Genomic DNA, 17,784 nt, shown 5'->3' with positions numbered 1-17,784 from the left:
ACGATCCCCTGCTTTCGTGTTGCCCGCCCTGAAAGACCATAACCTAAGACAGGGTCAAGCCAATACGCAAAGCGGTCCGCGCTGTCTTGTAGCCGGGCGACACGGCAACGGGGCCGGCGGATCGCTCCGCCGGCCCCTCAACTGTCGCATGGAGGCCTTGCTGGTCGCGCGCACCGGCCAGGGGCCGGACGGAACCGCGGGCGCAACTGGCGTCGGGGAATCAGGCTCCCTCGACCTCGGCGAGGTCGACCTTGATGCCGGGGCCCATCGTGGTGGTCAGCGAGACCTTGCGCACGTACTTGCCCTTGGCGCCGGCGGGCTTGGCCTTGACCACCGCCTCGGTCAGCGCGTCGAAGTTCTTCTTCAACGCCTCGTCCGAGAACGACAGCTTGCCGAGGCCCGAGTGGATGATGCCCTGCTTCTCGACGCGGAACTCGACCTGGCCGCCCTTGGCATCCTTCACGGCCTGCTCGACGTTCGGGGTGACGGTGCCCAGCTTCGGGTTCGGCATCAGGCCCTTGGGACCCAGTACCTTGCCGAGCCGGCCGACCACGCCCATCATGTCGGGGGTGGCGATCACGCGGTCGTAGTCGAGGTTGCCGGCCTGCATGTCTTCCATCAGGTCTTCGGCACCGACCTTGTCCGCACCGGCGGCGAGCGCCTTGTCGGCGTTGTCGCCGCGGGCGAACACGGCGACGCGCACGTCCTTGCCGGTGCCCGAGGGCAGCGAGACCATGCCGCGGACCATCTGGTCGGCGTGGCGCGGATCAACGCCGAGGTTCATCGCGACCTCGAGAGTCTCGTCGAACTTCTTGCTGGCGTGCTCGCGCAGGGTCTTCAGCGCGTCGCCGAAGCTGTAGAACGCGTCGCGGTCGATCTGGGCGAGAACCTTGCTCTTCTTCGTCTGCTTGGCCATCGGATCAGCCCTCCACCACTTCGAGGCCCATCGAGCGCGCGGAGCCCTCGATGATGCGGGTCGCCATCTCGATGTCGTTGGCGTTCAGGTCCTTCATCTTCATCTCGGCGATTTCCGAGAGCTTCGACCGCTTGATCGTGCCCGCGGTCACCTTGCCGGGCTCCTTCGAACCCGACTTCAGGTTCGCCGCCTTCTTGATCAGGAAGCTCGCCGGGGGCGTCTTCGTGACGAAGGTGAAGCTGCGGTCGGCGTAGACCGTGATCACCGTGGGGATCGGCATGCCCTTTTCCATGCTGTCGGTGGCAGCATTGAAGGCCTTGCAGAATTCCATGATGTTGACGCCGCGCTGGCCCAGCGCGGGGCCGATCGGGGGCGACGGGTTGGCGGTGCCTGCGGGCACCTGCAGCTTGATATAGCCGTCGATCTTCTTGGCCACGGATGGCCTCCTTTCTCACTGTTGCCCTGCCGCTTGCGGAGCAAGGCTCATGGTAAGCGGTCAAGCGGGCCGTCCGGAGAGGCCCTCCCGCGCGAAATCCCGCGCCGGAGCGCGGGAAGCGGCGCCTCTAGTCCAAGAGGCGCCGGTATTCAAGCCGGCTTACTTGACCAGCTCGACCTGTTCGAAATCGAGCTCGACCGGCGTGGCGCGTCCGAAGATCGAGACCGAGACCTTGACCTTCTGCTTGTCGAAATCGAGTTCCTCGACCAGTCCGTTGAAGCTGGCGAAGGGCCCGTCGAGCACCTTGACCTGGTCGCCGATCTCGTAATCGACGTTGACGTGCTTCTTGGGCGCGGCCTTGGCCTCTTCCACGCCGCCGAAATAGCGGGCGGCCTCGCGCTCGGAGATCGGCTGGGGCTTGTTGCCCGAGCCGAGGAAGCCGGTCACCTTCGGGGTGTTCTTGACGAGGTGGTAGACGTCGTCTGTCATCGTCAGCTTGGCGAGCACGTAGCCGGGCATGAACTTGCGTTCGACCTGCACCTTCTTGCCGCGCTTGACCTCGGTGACGGTCTCGGTCGGAACCTCGACCGCCTCGACGGCCTCGGACAGGCCAAGTCGCTCGGCCTCGGCGATGATCGAATCGCGGACCTTGTTCTCGAAGCCGGAATAGGCGTGGATGATGTACCAGCGTGCCATGGGGTATGCGTGTCTCGTCCGTGAGGAATCAGGCGAGCGACAGCAGCCAGCGCATCACGGCGCCGAACAACGTGTCGATCCCGAGGAAAAAGAGCGACAGGATCAGCATCATGATGCCCACGAAGATCGCGGTGCGGACCGTTTCCTCGCGGCTCGGCCAGACGACCTTGCGCCCTTCGGCGCGAACCTGGTTGATGAATTCCGCAGGACTGGTCTTGGCCATGATGATGAAGCTTTCGCCCCCCGTAGATTGAACGCTCCTTCCGGGATGGGGTCAGCGCCGCCCCGGTTCAAGTACCGGGAGGGCCTTACCATCGCTCATCTGTCGGAAAAAGCGGTGCCGCCCTAGACCCGGCCGGGCGCGAAATCAAGCGGGGCCGGCTGCCCCCTCAGGCAACCGGCCCCGATTCCTTGCCGATGCGGCGGGTCGACTAGCGCAGACCCAGCAGCCGGGCGAGGAAGCCGGGTTCCTTCATCGGCCGGATCGGGCCGTACATCATGTACCGCTGCGAGGCATCGCTGAACGGGCGTGGCTGGACCCACGAATCGGGCCGGCTGCTGCGAAACGACAATCCTGACATGGCGATCTCCGTGAACCGAAATGCCCCTCCGCCTGTCTCTGAGAACCCTCGGCTCGTCCTGCCGGTTCCCGGCTAACCGTCCTCTAACCGCCCGATAACAATGCGCGTCCCGCGGAGCCCGAGGCAAAAAAAGCCGCCGCGGATCGCGGACGGCTGAGGCCGGGCTAACCCGGTTGACGAGGGAAAATTGGCAGGGGTGACAGGATTCGAACCCGTGGCCCTCGGTTTTGGAGACCGATGCTCTACCAGCTGAGCTACACCCCTGCGCAGGGACGCGCGCTTTAGGTGCAAACGAATTGCATCGCAAGCGATCAAACCCTGCTAGGTATCGTTTCACCCCGCCAATGCACGCGCCCGCCCCGCCCCTGATCCCGAGCGACCTGCTCCTGCTGGCCTATCGCAACGGCATTTTCCCGATGGCCGACGCCCGCGACGACCCGGACGTCTTCTGGGTCGAGCCGCGACGCCGGGCGATCCTTCCGCTGGACGGCTTCCGGATGTCGAAGTCGCTCGCCAGGACGATTCGCAAGGACCGGTTCCGGGTGACCTGCAACGCCGCCTTCGACACGGTGATCGCCGCCTGCGCCGAGCCCCGCCCGGGCCATCCGGAAAGCTGGATCAGCGCCCGGATCGTGGCGAGCTACCGCGCGCTCCACGCAGAGGGCCATGCGCATTCCATCGAATGCTGGCGCGCGGGGCCGGACGGAGAAGCGCTGGTCGGGGGCCTCTACGGTGTGAACTTCGGCGGCGTGTTCTGCGGCGAATCGATGTTCAGCCGGGCCACCGACGCGAGCAAGGTCGCGCTTGCCTGGCTCGTCGCGCTGATGCGCCGGGCCGGGGCCGCGCTGCTCGATTGCCAGTTCATGACCGATCACCTCGCCTCGCTGGGCGCGGTGGAGATCGCCCAGGCCCGTTATGTCGCGTTGCTGGGCGAGGCGGCGGCGTCCGGGGCCGCGCCGCTGCCCGAGGCGTTCGGCGCGCTCGTGGGCGAGGCGGCCGGGGCCGGCCTCGAACCGTCGAAACTCATCCTGCAGTCCTTGACCCAGACGTCGTAGATCGGGTGCTCGACCACGTTGAGGCTCGGCGATTCGCGGAACAGCCAGCCCGAGAACACCTTGTCCCAGTCGGCCGTGTCGCTGCCCGCCTTCTGCACGAACACCTGGGCGAACGCGCCGGTCTGGCGGGGGAACTCCCACGGCGCGGTCTGCTCGCACGCGGCAAGCCGGACGATCACGTTGCCCCACCGCCTCGCCTCGCCCGGCTTCATCTCGAACGTCTGAGACAGGTTGTTGCGCTTGTTGAGGACGCCGATCACCGCGACCCGGTCCTTCATCGGGGTTCCGGTCGACTTCTCGACCGGCTGAACCATGCGCGGCGCGCGCAGTTCCTCGGGCACTTCGGTCTCGACGGGGCGCGGGTCCGGCGGCTCCTGCGAGCACGCCGCAAGCGCGCCGATCGCGAGCAAGGCGAGGGAAGACCGGGCGAGGGTCGGGCGCACGATCAGGCGTCCGGGCTCCACGCCTCGTAATCGCCGGTCGCCGCCGCCCGCCTGCCGCCGCGCTCGAGCGCGCCCGCAGGGCGATAGGCGCCGGGCGTCCCGGTCGCGTTGGGGCTGTAATCGGCTTCCCAGATCCGCGCCGGCGGCAGGTGGCTTTCGGGCACGCCGTCGAGCGAGCCGTGCAGCCAGCCGTGCCACTCGGCCGGCACGTTGCTCGCGTCGTTCGAGCCGGCATAGATGACCCACCGGCGTTCGCTGCCCGCGAACGGCTGCCCTGCGGGCACCCGCTTCTTCGAGCGGTAGTACTTGTTGCCGGCGAAATCGGTCCCGACGTGCTCGCCGTTAAGCGAGGTCCAGAGCGACGTGCCGATGGTCGCGCCGTCCCACCAGGTGAAGATCTTCGAGAGGATTCCCATGGGCCGCGCGTTAGCGCCAATGGCCAGTGCAATACAAGCGGCCTCGACGCCACTCGCCGCTTCGGGATTGTGGTCGACCCGAGGCCGGCATAGTTTTCCGCCAGAACGGCGAGCGAATGGGGGGAGGCATGTTCGAGCCCGGTGATCTCGACCCGGCAATCTACTGGATGCACGTCGTCCTGGGTTTGGCGTCGGTTCTCCTTGCGATCGTGGCGATCGCGGCGCGCAAGGGAGGCCCATTGCATCGCCGGAGCGGCCAGTTGTTCGCGGCAAGCATGGGATTTGCCGCCGCTACCGCCTGCATCTTCGCGCTTCAACTGGGCGAGATCGCCACTGCCGTATCCGGGCTGACCGCGCTCTACGGCATCGGCATGGGTATTCTTACCGTGCGCCGCAGGACCGGTTTGCTGCGCGCGCTGTCGTGGATTCTGGCCGCACTGGCGGCCCTGTTGTCTTTGTTCGCGGTCGGTTCGCTGGTGATGGGGCTGGTTCAGGGCGCAGGTGCCGGGAGCCCGGGCGCCTTCGTGCCCTTCGCCCTCGGATTGGCAGTGCTCGGGATGCTCTACGGCGCGCTGGCGCTAGGAGACTGGCAGTTCCTGCGACAGGGAGCGGTGGCACGGACCCGCCGCCTCCGCCGGCACGCGGTACGCTTCGCCTTGGCCGCCACCGAGATCGTTCGCGCGCCGCTGATCACGTTCGCGCCGCCCGTTTTCGGGGAGGCGACCTTTCCGGCTTATTTCTTCGGCCCGCTGATTCTGATCCCGTTCATCGCCTATTTCGCCCTGCCGGGATGGCTCCGCCATGAGGAAGCGCCGCCCCGGTGGGTTCGCCCCGATCGCGATGCGGCTGCGTGACGCCTACCATGCGACTTGCGTACCCGGCGCGATGCCGAGCTCGGCGGCCCGGCCCGCGTTGAGTTCGAGAACGGCCGCGGCGACGCCCGCCGAGCCGACCGGGGCAAGCGAATAGGGCACCGTGTTCGCCGCGACGTTGATGACCTTGCGATCGGTACCGATGAAGATGATGTCGAGCGGCAGCGGGGTGTTCTTCATCCAGAAGCTCGCCACGTCGGGCGGGTTGCGCGGAAAGATCATGCCCTCGTCCGGCCCCATCGCGGTGCGGAACATCAGCCCCTGGGCCTGCTGGGCGGCGGTCGCGGCGACCTCGACCCGCAGGGCGTGGGTCCCCGTCCCGGTCTTCACCGTGAGCGGGACAACCGGCAATCCGGAGACCGGGTGGGTTTCGGGCGCCGGCGCGGCAGGGGCGGCCTCGGCCGCGTGCTGGGGCGAGCAGGCGGCCAGCGAGGCGAACAATGCCAGGGCAAGCGTACGACGAAAGATACGGTTCATGGATTCTCCTCGGCCTCGCTCGCCCAGGCTTCCGCTTCGGCGACCGTCGCCGCATCGATTACCGCGCGCGCCGCGTCGAATCCATGCCCGGCACGCAGCATCGCGGCGATTTGCCTTTCCCGCGCGGCGCGGTCCGGCAGTTCTGCGCCCCACGGGCCCAGCCGGCGGCGCTGCGCGAGAGCGATAGCCGCGCGGCGCAGGTCGGACTCGTCCGCGCGGACCGCGTCGCGCAGCGCCTCGTCGATCCCCGCCGCACCGAGCGCCTGATCGACCCGGCGCGCCCCGTACCCGCGCCGTAACAGGCTGCTGCCCCGTGCCCGCGCCCACGCCTCGTCGTCTATGTAGCCCAGTTCGACGAATCGCTCGACGATCGCCTTCGGTTCGGCCGGACGCGCTCCATCCCATCCGCGCTCGCGCAGCTTGCGGGCAAGATATTGCTCGACTTTCGCGGCGCTGGTTGCAAAGCGCGCAACGTAGGCGAGTGCGGCTTCCTCAAGCTTCTCCGGTGTCAGCGGGGGCGGCGGACGGCGCTCTCGGGCAGGACGGCGGGACATCGTTCGCCATATTCGTGCCACACTGTGTAACGAATGGGAAACCTTGAACCTCGCGCGCCCGGTGTTCTGGGAGTATAGGGCGCTGCAAACTGCACACGGGAAGCGCCGAATGGGCGCGCAGACAACGGGTTTCGCTTCTTACATGACCGATTCGAATCAGACGCCGACGCCGAATGACTGCGCGCTTCCGCGGCGCCGTTCGGACTTCGCCACGTTCGCCGAAGCGATCGACTACGCCGCGATGAGCAAGAAGGGGCTCAACTTTCACGACATGCGCGGCGATCTCGAGCGCGCCTACCCGTTCTCCGAGATGCGCGAGGACGGGCTCAAGATGGCCTACCGGCTTATCGCCGCGGGCATCGGCCGCGAGGACCGCGTGGCGCTGATCGCCGAGACCAGCCCGGAATTCGCCGCGCTGTTCTGCGGCTGCATCTACGCCGGTGCCTGGCCCGTGCCGCTGCCCCTTCCGACGACCTTCGGCGGCAAGGACAGCTACATCGACCAGCTCGCCGTTCAGCTTTCGAGCGCGAATCCCAAGGTCCTCATCTACCCCCGCGAGATCGCCGAGATGGCGCAGGCCGCAGCCGAGCGGCAGGGCTGCGAGGGCGTGAGCTGGGAGGATTTCGCGCAAGGCGATTCGCCCGAGGCCGAGCTGCCCGACCTCTCGCCCGACGACATCTGCTACCTGCAGTATTCGAGCGGCTCGACCCGGTTTCCGACCGGCGTGGCCGTCACGCACCGCGCGCTGCTGCACAACCTTTACGGCCACGCGACCGGTGTCGACCTGGGAGAGAACGACCGCGTGGTCAGCTGGCTGCCGTGGTATCACGACATGGGCCTCGTCGGCTGCTTCCTCTCGCCGATCGCCAACCAGGCGAGCTGCGACTACCTCAAGACAGAACACTTCGCCCGCCGCCCGCTGGCATGGCTCGACCTCATCAGCCGCAACCAGGGCAACACCCTCAGCTATTCGCCGACCTTCGGCTACGACATCTGCGCCCGGCGCATCTCGTCGCAAAGCCACGTTTCGGAGCGGTTCGACCTGTCCCGCTGGCGCACCGCGGGGAACGGCGCGGACATGATCCGGCCCGACGTGATGCAGAACTTCGTCAACGCCTTCGCCGAAGCCGGATTCAGGGCCAGCGCGTTCACGCCCAGCTATGGCCTGGCCGAGGCAACGCTGGCGGTAACCGTGATGCCGCCGGGTGAAGGCATCCGGGTCGAGCTGGTCGAGGAGGAGCGTTTGTCGGGCGCGACTCGCGACCTGTCACGCCCGGCCCGCTACCGTGCGATCGTCAATTGCGGCAAGCCGCTGCCGGGCATGGAGGTCGAGATTCGCGGTGAGCACGGCGAGATCAAGGGCGATCACCAGATCGGCAAGGTGTGGTGCCGCGGCGAATCGGTGATGCATTCCTATTTCCGCAACGAGGAGGCGACCAACGACTGTCTCGTCGCCAACGAGAAAGGCGAGGTCTGGCTCGACACCGGCGACATGGGGTACCTGGGCGACGGCTACCTGTTCATCGTCGGCCGGGCGAAGGACATGATCATCATCAACGGCAAGAACCACTGGCCGCAGGACATCGAGTGGGCGGTCGAACAGTTGCCCGGTTTCAACCACGGCGACGTCGCCGCGTTCAGTTTCGAGATGGACAACGGCGAGGAAGCCCCCGCCGTGCTGGTCCATTGCCGGGTTTCCGATCCCGAGGAACGGCTGCGGCTGCACGAACAGATCCGCGACAAGGTTCGCTCGATCACGGGCATGAACTGCGTGGTCGAACTGGTCCCGCCGCGCACGCTTCCGCGCACCAGCTCGGGCAAGCTCTCGCGCGCCAAGGCCAAGCGGCTCTACCTCGCCGGCGAGATCGAGCCGATCAAGCTGCTCGAGGCGGCCTGACCTAGTCCAGCTCGGGCGCGACCACCGCCGCGAGCCCGCTCTGGCGGACTATCGCGCGCGGATCGCGGAAGGACAGCAAGTCGCGGATCGCCGCGTGCGGGTCGTTCGCACCGGCGACGTAGCCGGCGGCGATCTCGCTTCCCACCCAATAGCCCAGCTCGCTCGGCCAGCCTTCGGGCGCGCTGCCGGCATTCGCGAACCAGCGACGGAACCTGGCCTGGCGTTCTTCGCCGGTCACGCCCTTGGCCGCCATCGCGGCGCGATCCTTCGCGAATTCGGCAAACACCCACGACCGCCGCCAAGCCGCCCATTCGGCACGCGGCACGTTGCCGACCTGCCCGGTCACCAGCGTCGCCACGTAATCGGCGCTTCCTTCGGCGATGGCGGTCGCGAGCATCAGGTCGATATCGCGCGCGCCGGGGTCGATGCGCTGCAGCGTATGGATCGTCTCGTGCGCGAAGAAGCCGCGCAGAGCCGTGCGGAACGCGGCCTCGTCGGGGGCGCCCGCACAGAGCACCTCGAGCCCGAGAACCTGCATCCCGGCGCCCGCGGTACCGCCCGAGTTGCCCGCACCGAACAGCACGGCGATTCGCGGCAGCAACCGCTCGGGCAGGAGGCCGTGAAGCGCAAGATAGGTGGCCTTCAGTTCGCCGCTCGATTGCTCTGCCCATGGCAGGCAACGGTCGATGGCCTTGGTGTAGGCGGCGGGATTGGCCGCGACCGTCGCCGCGAGATTCGCGCCGTCGACGATCCGGCCCGGCGTGAAGATGGCGACTGCGTCGCTACCGGGTTCGATGTATCGTTCCTGCAATTGCGCCGCAGTCGGCGTGCCCCAGGTCTCGCGATAGAGCTCGGCGAAACGCCGCGCATCGTCGAGCTCGACCCGGGCCGCGAGCGGATCGGCAATCTGCGCCTGCGCAGCGCCCGGCAAGGCGATTCCCAGCGCGGCGATGGCCAGTCCTTTGTGCATCGATTTCAGTCCTCTTCGTTCGTCGCGATTCGCCAGCGCGCGCGGACGGGCGCCGGACCTTCGGCCGTCACCGCATCGACGCCCTGTTCCAGCAGCCACTGCCGCGCGGCCTGCGCGTCCTGGGCGGGTCCGGCGATCTCGACGCGCTGGCCAGTCCGTTCGGCCGCCCAGGCGATCAGTTCCAGTGCGGCAAGACCCGCGGCGTTCGGCTCCCCATCGGCGAAGGGGATCGTCGGCAAGGGGCCGGGGGGCGGCTGGAGCGCAACCGTCCAGTCTGTCGCGTCGGCGGCGATGCGGCGCTCGAGCGCCCGGTAGGCGGCGAGCTGCGCGCCGGGCAGCGGCCGCGCGCGGACGACCGCGCGGCGCTTGCCGCGATCGAGCGTCACCTCGCCCTCGCTGACCCCGGCAACCAGCGCCAGCTCGCGCGAGATCTCCGCCGCCTGGGCACTTTCGGCCGCCTCGCGCTGTTCCTGCGCCCGGGCGAGCTGGGCCGCTTCCGCCGCCTTGGCGCCCGTCCCGACCATGTACTGATTGATTCGGAGTTCCACCGGCTTGCCGAGCATGGCGGCAAGCGACCGCTGCCCGCGCGCTTCGGCCTCGGCCTCGATCCGCGGTGTGAGAACGGTCGCCTCGATCCGAACTGGTTCCGCGCGCCAGTCGATGTCGACCTGGCTCAGCCGGGACTGCGGATTGAACAGGCTCTGGATTCCGCTGTTCACCACGCGCGCGCCATTCGCCTCGCGGGCGATCTGGACCAGCGAATAGCCGAGCGGGACGGCAAGGCCGATGAACACGGCGGTCACCGCCAGGTTCTGCAGCATCGTCTGCCGCTCGGTCAGCGCCGCGCGGAAACCATAAAGCCGTGCCATCAGCATCGCGGTCAGCGCGATGGTGATCGCGTTGGTGACGAACAGCAGCAGCGCGCCCCCGAAGACCGTCCCGTTGACCGTCGCCATCCCGTAGCCGACGACCGCAAGCGGGGGCATCAGGGCGGTGGCGATCGCCACCCCGACGATCGTGCCTTCCCGGCCCCGGATCATCGCGTAAGCCCCCGCGAGCGCCGAGAACAGCGCGACCAGGAGATCGAACAGGTTGGGCCGGGTGCGCGCGGCGATCTCGCTCGTGACCGTCTGGATCGGCGAAAGGAACACGATCAGCGCGCACAGCAGGATCGCCATCAGGCTGCCGCCGAGCAGCGCCTTGGCGGACTTGCGCAGCCAGGCGTAGTCGCCGATCGCGAGCGCGAAGCCCAACCCGATGATCGGTCCCATCAGCGGCGAGAGCAACATTGCCCCGATCACCACCGCCGGGCTCGACAGCAGCAGGCCGAGGATCGCGATCCCCCCGCTCATCGCGGTCATGAACATGTACCGGCCCGAGAGGTAGGCTTCCTCGCGCCGCGCGGCGATGACCCCGGCCTGATCGATTTCGACGATGACCTGCCGCCACCACCGGCGCAGCGCGCGCAGAACGCTGGTAAAGCCCGCCAGGTGCGGATCGGCAGCCGATGGCCTGCCGGCATCCGCGGGCCGTCCGCCCGATTGTTCCGCTGCGTTCATGCCCCCCCGACCTTTCCGCGCCTGATCTAGCCAATCGCGCTGGGCGGCGGAAGTGCGTTTGGCGATCGGCGGCGCGTCCCGCGTGCACGCCTGCAAGAACCTGCTATCGTGATGTGCGGCGAAAAACCCTTGTGCTCCCGCGCGACTGTCCTAATTAGATAACACACCATGCCAGAGGAACCCATGGCCGAGACGCAGACCCAGACGCAAACCAAGACGGCGACCGCGACCGAGCTGGAGCTGACCCCGCCCGACCCGGTGCCGGTCGTTTCGGCCGAAAAGGCGGCAGGGCTCGTGCCTGTGTCGGACGAGAAGAAGTCGAAGCTGGAGGAAAAGGCCGACGCCTTCGTCGCTGACCTCGTCGCGCAGGACGCCAACTCGCCGGAGTTCGGCAAGAAGGTCGACGCGATCACCAACATGGGCCGCAAGGAGATCATGGCCGCCGCGGGGATGTCGAACCGCTTTCTCGACCGGCCGGTGCGCGCGATGGACAAGGACGAGGGCGTCGGTGCCAACCTCGCCGAGCTGCGCCGCGTGGTCGAGGATCTCGATCCCGGCAAGCGCGGCGCCAAGAGCGGCACCCGCAAGTTCCTCGGCATAATCCCGTTCGGCAACAAGCTGACGAACTATTTCCGCAGCTACCAGAGCGCGCAGACGCACATCCAGTCGATCCTCGGCAACCTCGCCAGTGGCAAAGACGAGCTGCTGATGGACAACGCTGCGATCGACGTCGAGCGGCAGAAGCTGTGGGAAGCGATGGGCAACCTCGAGCAGATGATCCACATCTCCAAGGTGCTCGACGAAAAGCTCGAGGACAAGGCGGCCGAACTCGACGCGACCGATCCCGCCAAGGCCAAGGCGCTGCGCGAAACCGCGCTGTTCTACGTCCGCCAGCGGACCCAGGACCTGCTGACCCAGATGGCGGTCAGCGTGCAGGGTTATCTGAGCCTCGACCTCGTGAAGAAGAACAACGTCGAACTGGTGAAGGGCGTCGACCGCGCAAGCACCACGACCGTCGGCGCGCTGCGCACTGCGGTGACCGTGGCAGAGGCGATGACCAACCAGCGGCTGGTGCTGAACCAGATCACCGCGCTCAACACCACGACCGCGAACATCATCGACAGCACGTCGACCCTGCTGCGCGAGCAGACTGGCAAGATCCACGAGCAGGCGGCAAGTTCGACCATCCCGATGGAAACGCTCCAGCGCGCGTTCCAGAATATCTACGACACGATGGACGAGGTCGACCAGTTCAAGCTCCGCGCGCTCGATTCGATGAAGCAGACGGTCGACGCGCTGTCGTCCGAGGTCGAGAAGTCGAAAGGCTACATCGCCCGCGCCGAGGGGCAGGCCAAGGCCGCCGCGTCGATCACCGAATCGAACCTGCTGACGGCGGAGTGACCGGGTGAGCGACCTCACTCGAGAATCCGACAGGGTCCTGTCCGAAGCGCGGCGGGTGCGCGACGACAACCGCGCGGGCGGCCGGCACCGGCGCGAACTCGGCCGCTCGATCGGCCGCGAATCGCGGCGGATGAAGTCGAAACACCTCAGCAACAAGCTCCAGCGGATCGTTCTGGCGATCGCGGGCATCGTGGTCGCCGCGATGGTCGCCGGCCTGATCATCGACGGGATCGGCTTCACCGGCGTGATGATCACCGCGCTGGCGATCGCCGCGGCGATCGTCGTGCTCGGCAAATATCCGAAGATGGCAGTGCCCCGGCGCTCCGACCTGACCCGCGCCACCGATGCGCGCCAGCTCGTCGGCCGCACCGAACTCTGGCTCGAGGCGCAGCGCCCCGCCCTGCCCGCGCCCGCCGCCGACATGGTCGGCCGCATCGGGGTGCAACTCGACGCGCTCGGGCTGCAGCTGGAGGGGATCGACCCCAATCACCCCGCCGCGCGCGAGGTCCGCAGCCTCGTCGGCGAGACGCTGCCCGAGATGGTCGACAGCTATCGCCGGATTCCGCAGCACCTGCGCGCCGAGGAGCGCGCCGGCGGCGCCACGCCGGACGAGCAGCTGACCGGCGGCCTCGGCAAGATCAGCGAAGAGATTGACCGCGTGACGCGGCAACTTGCCGAGGGATCGCTCGACGATCTCGCGGTGAAGACCCGCTATCTCGACTACAAGTACGGCGGCGAACTCGAGGATCGCGATGTTGCCCTCGAAGACATGAGGACCCGAGACACGATGGGAGACCACGCCTGATGCGCGTCGCCATTCCGCACCAGCTCGAGAAGGACGAAGTGCGCCGCCGGCTCAAGGCGAACACCGAATCGGTCGGCGATCACATCCCCGGTGGCGCCGGTGTCAGCACCGCCTGGCCGAGCGAGGACCGCATGACGATGGACATCAGCGCGATGGGCCAGAGCCTGCGCGCAAACGTCGACGTCGAGGCGAACCAGGTCGTACTCAGCGTAGACCTGCCGCCCGCGCTGGCATTCGTCGAACCGATGATCGCGGGCGCCATCCGCAGCCAGGGCGACAGGCTGCTCGCCCCGCCGAAGGATTAGGCGGGCGCGGCGCTAAAGCCGCCGCTCGCGTTCGAGATACGCCTCGGGGATGCGCAGCGCGGCCGAGGCGGCCTGCGTTTCGCGCAGGATGAGCACCAGCGCCCACATCAGCAATCCGACTGCGGCAATGAAAGTCGCGGCCGCGAAGCGTTGCAGATCGTACCGCAGCACGTCTTCCAGGAACAGCAGCGCCACCGTCAGCCCGATCGCGAGGCCGCTGGTGACGAGCAGGCGCAGGGCGGCACCGACGAGGCGGATGCGGCGGTCGACCACCCGCATCTCGCGCACGACCATGTCGTGTTCGTCCCCGGTCGTCTCGCGATAGCGGCCCTGCAGGGCGCGGCTGCGGTCGACCACGCGGCCGAGGCGGGTCGAGAGCAGGTTCATGATGTTCCCGATCGCCACCAGCACAAAGACCGGAGCGAGCGCGAGCTGGATGGTCTGCGCAATCATGGCGCGCGAAATAGGGTGTCGCGGACGGAATGGAAACCAAACCGCGGCTGCTGAGTCGAATCCTCCGTAAAGACAAGGGGATTTCACGATGGCGGCACGCGCGTACTGGTCGGGGCAGATCCGCCTTGCGCTGGTTTCGATCCCGGTCGAGGTCTACTCGGCGACCAAGAGCGGCGCGTCGATCAGCTTCCGCCAGATCCACGAGCCCAGCGGCAAGCGGATCAACTATGAAAAGGTCGTCCAGGGCATCGGACCGGTCGATCGCGACGAAATCGTCAAGGGCTACGAGATCTCGAAAGGCAACTACGTCCTGCTGGAGGACGACGAGATCGAAGCGGTGAAGATCGAGAGCAAGCGCACGCTCGAGCTCGTCCAGTTCGTCGACCAGGGCGAGATCGACGTGTTCTACTTCGAAAAGCCCTTCTACGTCGTGCCGCAGGACGAACTGGCCGAGGAGGCGTTCGTCGTCCTGCGCGAGGCGCTTCGCAAGACGAACAAGGTCGCGCTCGGCCAGCTGGCCCTGCGGGGCCGCGAATACCTCGTCAGCCTGAAGCCGTGCGGCAAGGGCATCGTGATGGAAACCCTGCGCTATGAGGACGAGGTTCGCCGCGCGCAAAGCTATTTCAAGGACATTCCCGACGCCAAGCCCGAAAAGGAAATGCTCGAGCTTGCCGAGGCGCTGATCGAGAAGAAGACCGCTTCCTTCGATCCGGGCGAGTTCCACGACCGCTACGTCGAGGCGTTGCACAAACTGATCGAGAAGAAGTCGAAGGCGAAGGGCAAAAAGATCCTCGAGGACGTCGAGGAACCGAGCGCTTCGGGCGGATCCAACGTCATCGACCTGATGGCCGCGCTCAAGAAGTCGGTGAAGGAAGACAAGCCGGCAGCGAAGAAGGCTTCGGCCAAGAAGACCTCCTCGGCTGCGAAGACGAAGAAACGCGCCTGATGGAACTGAACGACCCCATTCTGGTCCACTGGTTCGACGCCGATCTGCTGATGCGCCTTGGCATCGCGGCGGTCATCGGCCTGCTTCTCGGCCTCGACCGCGAACTGCGCGGTCTTGCGGCGGGGATGCGCACGCATGGGCTGATCTGCTTTTCGGCGGCGGCGATGACGGTCTCGGTCATCGCGCTCTACCACGCGCTCGACGGCGGCCAGCCGAACACCCGCCTCGACCCGCTGCGCGTGTTCGAGGCGACGGGCGCCTTCATCGGAATCGTCGGCGCGGGGCTGATCGTGTTCAGCAAGGGGTCGGTCAAGAACCTCACCACAGCCGCGCACTTGTGGCTCACGGCGGTGATCGGCCTCGCCTGCGGTGCTGGTCAGTGGCCGCTCGTCGCGATGGGCGCGGCGATTTCGGTGGTCATGCTGACATTGCTGCGCGTGATCGAGCGCCGATTCTTCCCGGACGAGGATTCCACCGCATGACCGCCCGTGATCCGCTTGCCGAATACAACCGGAAACGCGACTTCAAGAAGACCGCCGAACCGGCGGGCAAGCGCGCGAGCAGCAAGAGCGGCAACCTGTTCATCGTGCAGAAGCACGAGGCGACCCGGCTTCACTGGGACTTCCGCCTGGAGGCGGATGGCGTGCTCAAGAGCTGGGCGGTCACCAAGGGTCCCTCGCCCGATCCCGAGATCAAGCGCCTCGCGGTGCGGACCGAGGACCACCCCATGTCCTACGCCGAGTTCGAAGGCTCGATACCCGAGGGGGAATACGGCGGCGGCACGGTGATGCTGTGGGACAAGGGAACCTGGGAGCCGGTCGAAGGCAAGAGCTGGAAGGACATCGACAAGGGCCACCTCCACTTCACGCTGCACGGAGAACGGATGAAGGGCGAGTGGATCCTGATCCGCCTCAAACCCCGCGGCAACGAAAAGCGCGAGAACTGGCTGCTGCGCAAGATCGACGACGCATATGCCGAGGAGGGGGACCCGCTCGTCGAACACGCGCTGACGAGCGTGCTCACCGGCCGCTCGATGGCCGAAATCGCCGCCGACGCCGGGGGAAAGCATTCGCTCAAGGGCAAGAAGGGCGCGGCCTTCGCGGCCGAAATGGCAAAGGCGGCCCGGCACAATGCGAAAAAGGCCAGGCCCGGCAGGAAGGCTTCGAACGGCAAGCCGCCGAAGTTCCGCAAGCCGCAGCTCGCCACGCTCGTCGACAGCGTGCCCTCGGGCAATCGCTGGATGCACGAGATCAAGTTCGACGGCTACCGCGCGCTCATCGCCGCTGCCGGGGACGAGGTCACCGTGTGGACGCGCAGCGGCAAGGACTGGACCGAAAAGTTCCAGCCGCTCGCCGATGCAGTCGCGGCGCTCGACCTGCCGCCGTGCCTGATCGACGGCGAGATCGTCGCCTATGGCAAGGACGGCAACCCGGACTTTTCCTCGCTCCAGGCGGTGCTCAAGCGCGGGCACGGCTCGCAGGGCGAAAAGGACAATCTCAGCTTTCACGCGTTCGACCTGCTCGAGGCGAACGGCGAAGACCTGACCAGGCTGCCCAATATCGAACGCAAGGAACGGCTCGAGGCGCTTCTCGCCACCGCCGCCCCGCCGATCCATGTCGCCGACCACGTGCTCGGCGCCGGGGAGAAGCTCTACAACGCGATGTGCGCGGCGGGACAGGAGGGGATCATTTCCAAGGCGATCGACGCGCCGTACCGTGGCAGCCGGTCGAAGAGCTGGGTGAAGGTCAAGTGCACCCGCCGGCAGGAATTCGTCATCATCGGCTGGAAGAAGTCGAGCGCGAAGGGGCGGCCGTTCGCTTCGCTGCTGCTCGCCCAGCACGAGGGCGACGGGCTGGTCTACAAGGGCAACGTCGGGACGGGCTTCTCGGCCGAAACCATGGAGGACCTGGCGGCACGGTTCGCCCGGATCGAGCGCAAGACGCCGCCGGCAGATGTCGACAAGGCGTCCGCGCGCGGGGTGACATGGGTCACGCCCAGGCTGGTCGCCGAGATCGCCTTTTCCGAATTCACCGCCGAGGGCAACGTGCGCCACGGCAGCTTCCTGGGCCTGCGCGGCGACAAGGACGCCGAAGCGGTGACGCCCGAAACGCCCGAGGCGGTCGTGCGCGACGAGGTCGAGGTGAAGGTATCGAGCCGCGACCGGGTGATCTTTCCCGAAAGCGGCCAGACCAAGGGCGAGCTTGCCGATTACTATGCGGCGATCGCCCCGCTGATGCTGCCGTGGGCGGCGCAGCGTCCGATCAGTCTCGTCCGCTGTCCGCAAGGGCGCGGCAAGAAGTGTTTCTTCCAAAAGCACGACAGCGGATCGTTCGGGCCGCACGTTCGCCACGTGCCGATCGTCGAGAAGGACGGCGGAACGGAGGACTATCTCTACGTCGAGGACGCCGCGGGCCTGGTCGCCTGCGTGCAGATGGGCACGATCGAGTTCCACGGCTGGGGCTCGCGCTCGTGGGACGTCGAGAAGCCCGACCGCATGATCTTTGACCTCGACCCCGACGAGGGGCTCGACTTCGAGGACGTCAAGTCGGCGGCGAAGGACATCCATGCCCGGCTCGCCGACATCGGGCTGGCCAGTTACGCCATGTTGTCGGGGGGAAAGGGCGTGCACGTCGTGGTCCCGCTGACCCCCGGCCATTCGTGGGACGCGCACAAGGACTTCTCGAAACGTTTCGCCGAGGCGCTGAGCATGGCCGAGCCCGACCGGTTCGTCGCCAACATGAGCAAGGCCAAGCGCAAGGGAAAGATCTTCATCGACTACCTGCGCAACCAGCGCGGCAGCACCGCGGTGCTTCCCTACTCTGCCCGCGCCCGCGAAGGCGCGCCGGTCGCGCTCCCGATTGCCTGGGGCGAGCTCAAGGACTTCGAGAACGCCCACCCGTATTCGATCTCGGACGCGAAGACGCTGATGACCCGCGCGAAGGGCAAGGGACTGGCCGGCTGGGGCTTTGCCGAACAGTCGCTGCCCGAAATCTAGCGCACCA

At 67.2% G+C, this 17,784-nt stretch carries 20 protein-coding genes, 1 tRNA gene and 1 pseudogene; 9 read left to right on the top strand and 13 right to left on the bottom strand.

The features are described 5' to 3' along the window. Window positions 1-220: 220 nt before the first annotated feature. The 6 genes from rplA to N0B51_RS10695 form a co-directional block, all read right to left on the bottom strand. A complete protein-coding gene (rplA, locus tag N0B51_RS10720) occupies window positions 221-916 on the bottom strand; it encodes a 50S ribosomal protein L1 (RefSeq protein ID WP_259962347.1) in 696 nt (231 codons plus the stop codon). Between the two features lie 4 nt (window positions 917-920). Beyond that, window positions 921-1,352 carry a 50S ribosomal protein L11 gene (gene rplK / locus N0B51_RS10715; protein WP_259962346.1) on the bottom strand — a complete coding sequence of 144 codons (432 nt, stop codon included), beginning with the start codon at window positions 1,350-1,352 and terminating at the stop codon, window positions 921-923. A 159-nt stretch (window positions 1,353-1,511) separates the two neighbouring features. Continuing rightward, a complete protein-coding gene (gene nusG / locus N0B51_RS10710) occupies window positions 1,512-2,048 on the bottom strand; it encodes a transcription termination/antitermination protein NusG (RefSeq protein ID WP_259962345.1) in 537 nt (178 codons plus the stop codon). Window positions 2,049-2,076: 28 nt separating this feature from the next. Further along, a complete protein-coding gene (gene secE / locus N0B51_RS10705) occupies window positions 2,077-2,271 on the bottom strand; it encodes a preprotein translocase subunit SecE (RefSeq protein ID WP_259962344.1) in 195 nt (64 codons plus the stop codon). A gap of 208 nt (window positions 2,272-2,479) precedes the next feature. Then, window positions 2,480-2,629 (bottom strand): hypothetical protein, encoded by a 150-nt coding sequence (locus N0B51_RS10700; RefSeq protein ID WP_259962343.1) that lies wholly within the window; start codon window positions 2,627-2,629, stop codon window positions 2,480-2,482. 188 nt (window positions 2,630-2,817) lie between these two features. Further along, a tRNA-Trp gene (locus N0B51_RS10695) sits at window positions 2,818-2,893 on the bottom strand. 80 nt (window positions 2,894-2,973) lie between these two features. Here N0B51_RS10695 and aat point away from each other — a divergent pair. Then, window positions 2,974-3,684: a leucyl/phenylalanyl-tRNA--protein transferase gene (gene aat / locus N0B51_RS10690; RefSeq protein WP_259962341.1), complete on the top strand. Its 711-nt coding sequence runs from the start codon at window positions 2,974-2,976 to the stop codon at window positions 3,682-3,684. A 35-nt stretch (window positions 3,685-3,719) separates the two neighbouring features. On the opposite strand, the pseudogene N0B51_RS10685 reads toward aat, so the two are convergent. Further along, window positions 3,720-3,896: pseudogene (locus tag N0B51_RS10685) on the bottom strand (DUF2155 domain-containing protein); the annotation flags it as partial. A gap of 233 nt (window positions 3,897-4,129) precedes the next feature. Further along, the gene (locus tag N0B51_RS10680; protein WP_259962339.1) at window positions 4,130-4,543 is read right to left on the bottom strand and encodes an NADH:ubiquinone oxidoreductase subunit NDUFA12; all 414 of its coding nucleotides are present in this window, start codon (window positions 4,541-4,543) and stop codon (window positions 4,130-4,132) included. Window positions 4,544-4,752: 209 nt separating this feature from the next. On the opposite strand from N0B51_RS10680, the gene N0B51_RS10675 reads away from it, so the two are divergent. Then, window positions 4,753-5,397, top strand: a complete 645-nt coding sequence (locus N0B51_RS10675) for a hypothetical protein (RefSeq protein WP_259962338.1) — start codon at window positions 4,753-4,755, stop codon at window positions 5,395-5,397. Between the two features lie 3 nt (window positions 5,398-5,400). Here the strand turns inward: N0B51_RS10675 and N0B51_RS10670 are convergent, their stop codons facing one another. Continuing rightward, window positions 5,401-5,892 carry a DUF192 domain-containing protein gene (locus N0B51_RS10670; protein ID WP_259962337.1) on the bottom strand — a complete coding sequence of 164 codons (492 nt, stop codon included), beginning with the start codon at window positions 5,890-5,892 and terminating at the stop codon, window positions 5,401-5,403. Then, on the bottom strand, window positions 5,889-6,446 hold the full coding sequence (locus tag N0B51_RS10665) for a regulatory protein RecX (protein WP_259962336.1): 558 nt from the start codon (window positions 6,444-6,446) through the stop codon (window positions 5,889-5,891). The genes N0B51_RS10670 and N0B51_RS10665 overlap by 4 nt, the downstream gene beginning before the upstream one ends. 142 nt (window positions 6,447-6,588) lie before the next feature. Here N0B51_RS10665 and N0B51_RS10660 point away from each other — a divergent pair, with 142 nt between their 5' ends. Further along, window positions 6,589-8,343, top strand: coding sequence for a fatty acyl-AMP ligase (locus tag N0B51_RS10660; RefSeq protein ID WP_259962335.1), 1,755 nt, complete (start codon window positions 6,589-6,591; stop codon window positions 8,341-8,343). A gap of 1 nt (window position 8,344) precedes the next feature. Here N0B51_RS10660 and N0B51_RS10655 read toward each other — a convergent pair whose 3' ends face one another. Both N0B51_RS10655 and N0B51_RS10650 read right to left on the bottom strand, forming a co-directional pair. After that, window positions 8,345-9,313: a DUF2268 domain-containing putative Zn-dependent protease gene (locus N0B51_RS10655; protein WP_259962334.1), complete on the bottom strand. Its 969-nt coding sequence runs from the start codon at window positions 9,311-9,313 to the stop codon at window positions 8,345-8,347. 5 nt (window positions 9,314-9,318) lie between these two features. After that, window positions 9,319-10,872 carry a DUF389 domain-containing protein gene (locus N0B51_RS10650; protein WP_259962333.1) on the bottom strand — a complete coding sequence of 518 codons (1,554 nt, stop codon included), beginning with the start codon at window positions 10,870-10,872 and terminating at the stop codon, window positions 9,319-9,321. A 183-nt stretch (window positions 10,873-11,055) separates the two neighbouring features. On the opposite strand from N0B51_RS10650, the gene N0B51_RS10645 reads away from it, so the two are divergent. The 3 genes from N0B51_RS10645 to N0B51_RS10635 are packed head-to-tail and all read left to right on the top strand — an operon-like array spanning window position 11,056 to window position 13,383. Further along, entirely contained in the window at window positions 11,056-12,273 is a 1,218-nt protein-coding gene (locus N0B51_RS10645; protein ID WP_259962332.1) for a toxic anion resistance protein, read from the top strand. Window positions 12,274-12,277: 4 nt separating this feature from the next. Then, on the top strand, window positions 12,278-13,078 hold the full coding sequence (locus tag N0B51_RS10640; protein ID WP_259962331.1) for a hypothetical protein: 801 nt from the start codon (window positions 12,278-12,280) through the stop codon (window positions 13,076-13,078). Next, on the top strand, window positions 13,078-13,383 hold the full coding sequence (locus tag N0B51_RS10635) for a polyhydroxyalkanoic acid system family protein (protein WP_259962330.1): 306 nt from the start codon (window positions 13,078-13,080) through the stop codon (window positions 13,381-13,383). The genes N0B51_RS10640 and N0B51_RS10635 overlap by 1 nt, the downstream gene beginning before the upstream one ends. Window positions 13,384-13,395: 12 nt before the next feature. Here N0B51_RS10635 and N0B51_RS10630 read toward each other — a convergent pair whose 3' ends face one another. Beyond that, window positions 13,396-13,836 carry a DUF2721 domain-containing protein gene (locus N0B51_RS10630; RefSeq protein ID WP_259962329.1) on the bottom strand — a complete coding sequence of 147 codons (441 nt, stop codon included), beginning with the start codon at window positions 13,834-13,836 and terminating at the stop codon, window positions 13,396-13,398. 88 nt (window positions 13,837-13,924) lie between these two features. On the opposite strand from N0B51_RS10630, the gene ku reads away from it, so the two are divergent. From ku to ligD, 3 genes are read left to right on the top strand one after another with little or no spacing between them, the layout of a single operon-like run. Then, the gene (ku, locus tag N0B51_RS10625) at window positions 13,925-14,782 is read left to right on the top strand and encodes a non-homologous end joining protein Ku (RefSeq protein WP_259962328.1); all 858 of its coding nucleotides are present in this window, start codon (window positions 13,925-13,927) and stop codon (window positions 14,780-14,782) included. Next, window positions 14,782-15,264 carry an MgtC/SapB family protein gene (locus N0B51_RS10620; RefSeq protein ID WP_259962326.1) on the top strand — a complete coding sequence of 161 codons (483 nt, stop codon included), beginning with the start codon at window positions 14,782-14,784 and terminating at the stop codon, window positions 15,262-15,264. The genes ku and N0B51_RS10620 overlap by 1 nt, the downstream gene beginning before the upstream one ends. Then, window positions 15,261-17,777, top strand: a complete 2,517-nt coding sequence (gene ligD / locus N0B51_RS10615; protein ID WP_259962325.1) for a DNA ligase D — start codon at window positions 15,261-15,263, stop codon at window positions 17,775-17,777. Before N0B51_RS10620 ends, ligD begins: the two co-directional genes overlap by 4 nt. The last annotated feature ends 7 nt before the right edge of the window (window positions 17,778-17,784 follow it).

The sequence above is a fragment of the Tsuneonella litorea genome (assembly GCF_025154015.1).
Taxonomy (GTDB): domain Bacteria; phylum Pseudomonadota; class Alphaproteobacteria; order Sphingomonadales; family Sphingomonadaceae; genus Tsuneonella; species Tsuneonella litorea.
Note: the sequence above shows the minus strand (reverse complement) of the source record. Positions and strands in the feature narration are given on the sequence as shown.

What these genes read in the sequence shown, in the direction of transcription:
- rplA (WP_259962347.1), bottom strand. Translation starts at nt 916, where the DNA reads ATGGCCAAGCAGACGAAGAAGAGCAAGGTTCTCGCCCAGATCGACCGC.
- nusG (WP_259962345.1), bottom strand. Translation starts at nt 2,048, where the DNA reads ATGGCACGCTGGTACATCATCCACGCCTATTCCGGCTTCGAGAACAAG.
- secE (WP_259962344.1), bottom strand. Translation starts at nt 2,271, where the DNA reads ATGGCCAAGACCAGTCCTGCGGAATTCATCAACCAGGTTCGCGCCGAA.
- N0B51_RS10700 (WP_259962343.1), bottom strand. Translation starts at nt 2,629, where the DNA reads ATGTCAGGATTGTCGTTTCGCAGCAGCCGGCCCGATTCGTGGGTCCAG.
- aat (WP_259962341.1), top strand. Translation starts at nt 2,974, where the DNA reads ATGCACGCGCCCGCCCCGCCCCTGATCCCGAGCGACCTGCTCCTGCTG.
- N0B51_RS10680 (WP_259962339.1), bottom strand. Translation starts at nt 4,543, where the DNA reads ATGGGAATCCTCTCGAAGATCTTCACCTGGTGGGACGGCGCGACCATC.
- N0B51_RS10670 (WP_259962337.1), bottom strand. Translation starts at nt 5,892, where the DNA reads ATGAACCGTATCTTTCGTCGTACGCTTGCCCTGGCATTGTTCGCCTCG.
- N0B51_RS10665 (WP_259962336.1), bottom strand. Translation starts at nt 6,446, where the DNA reads ATGTCCCGCCGTCCTGCCCGAGAGCGCCGTCCGCCGCCCCCGCTGACA.
- N0B51_RS10660 (WP_259962335.1), top strand. Translation starts at nt 6,589, where the DNA reads ATGACCGATTCGAATCAGACGCCGACGCCGAATGACTGCGCGCTTCCG.
- N0B51_RS10655 (WP_259962334.1), bottom strand. Translation starts at nt 9,313, where the DNA reads ATGCACAAAGGACTGGCCATCGCCGCGCTGGGAATCGCCTTGCCGGGC.
- N0B51_RS10650 (WP_259962333.1), bottom strand. Translation starts at nt 10,872, where the DNA reads ATGAACGCAGCGGAACAATCGGGCGGACGGCCCGCGGATGCCGGCAGG.
- N0B51_RS10645 (WP_259962332.1), top strand. Translation starts at nt 11,056, where the DNA reads ATGGCCGAGACGCAGACCCAGACGCAAACCAAGACGGCGACCGCGACC.
- N0B51_RS10635 (WP_259962330.1), top strand. Translation starts at nt 13,078, where the DNA reads ATGCGCGTCGCCATTCCGCACCAGCTCGAGAAGGACGAAGTGCGCCGC.
- N0B51_RS10630 (WP_259962329.1), bottom strand. Translation starts at nt 13,836, where the DNA reads ATGATTGCGCAGACCATCCAGCTCGCGCTCGCTCCGGTCTTTGTGCTG.
- ku (WP_259962328.1), top strand. Translation starts at nt 13,925, where the DNA reads ATGGCGGCACGCGCGTACTGGTCGGGGCAGATCCGCCTTGCGCTGGTT.
- N0B51_RS10620 (WP_259962326.1), top strand. Translation starts at nt 14,782, where the DNA reads ATGGAACTGAACGACCCCATTCTGGTCCACTGGTTCGACGCCGATCTG.
- ligD (WP_259962325.1), top strand. Translation starts at nt 15,261, where the DNA reads ATGACCGCCCGTGATCCGCTTGCCGAATACAACCGGAAACGCGACTTC.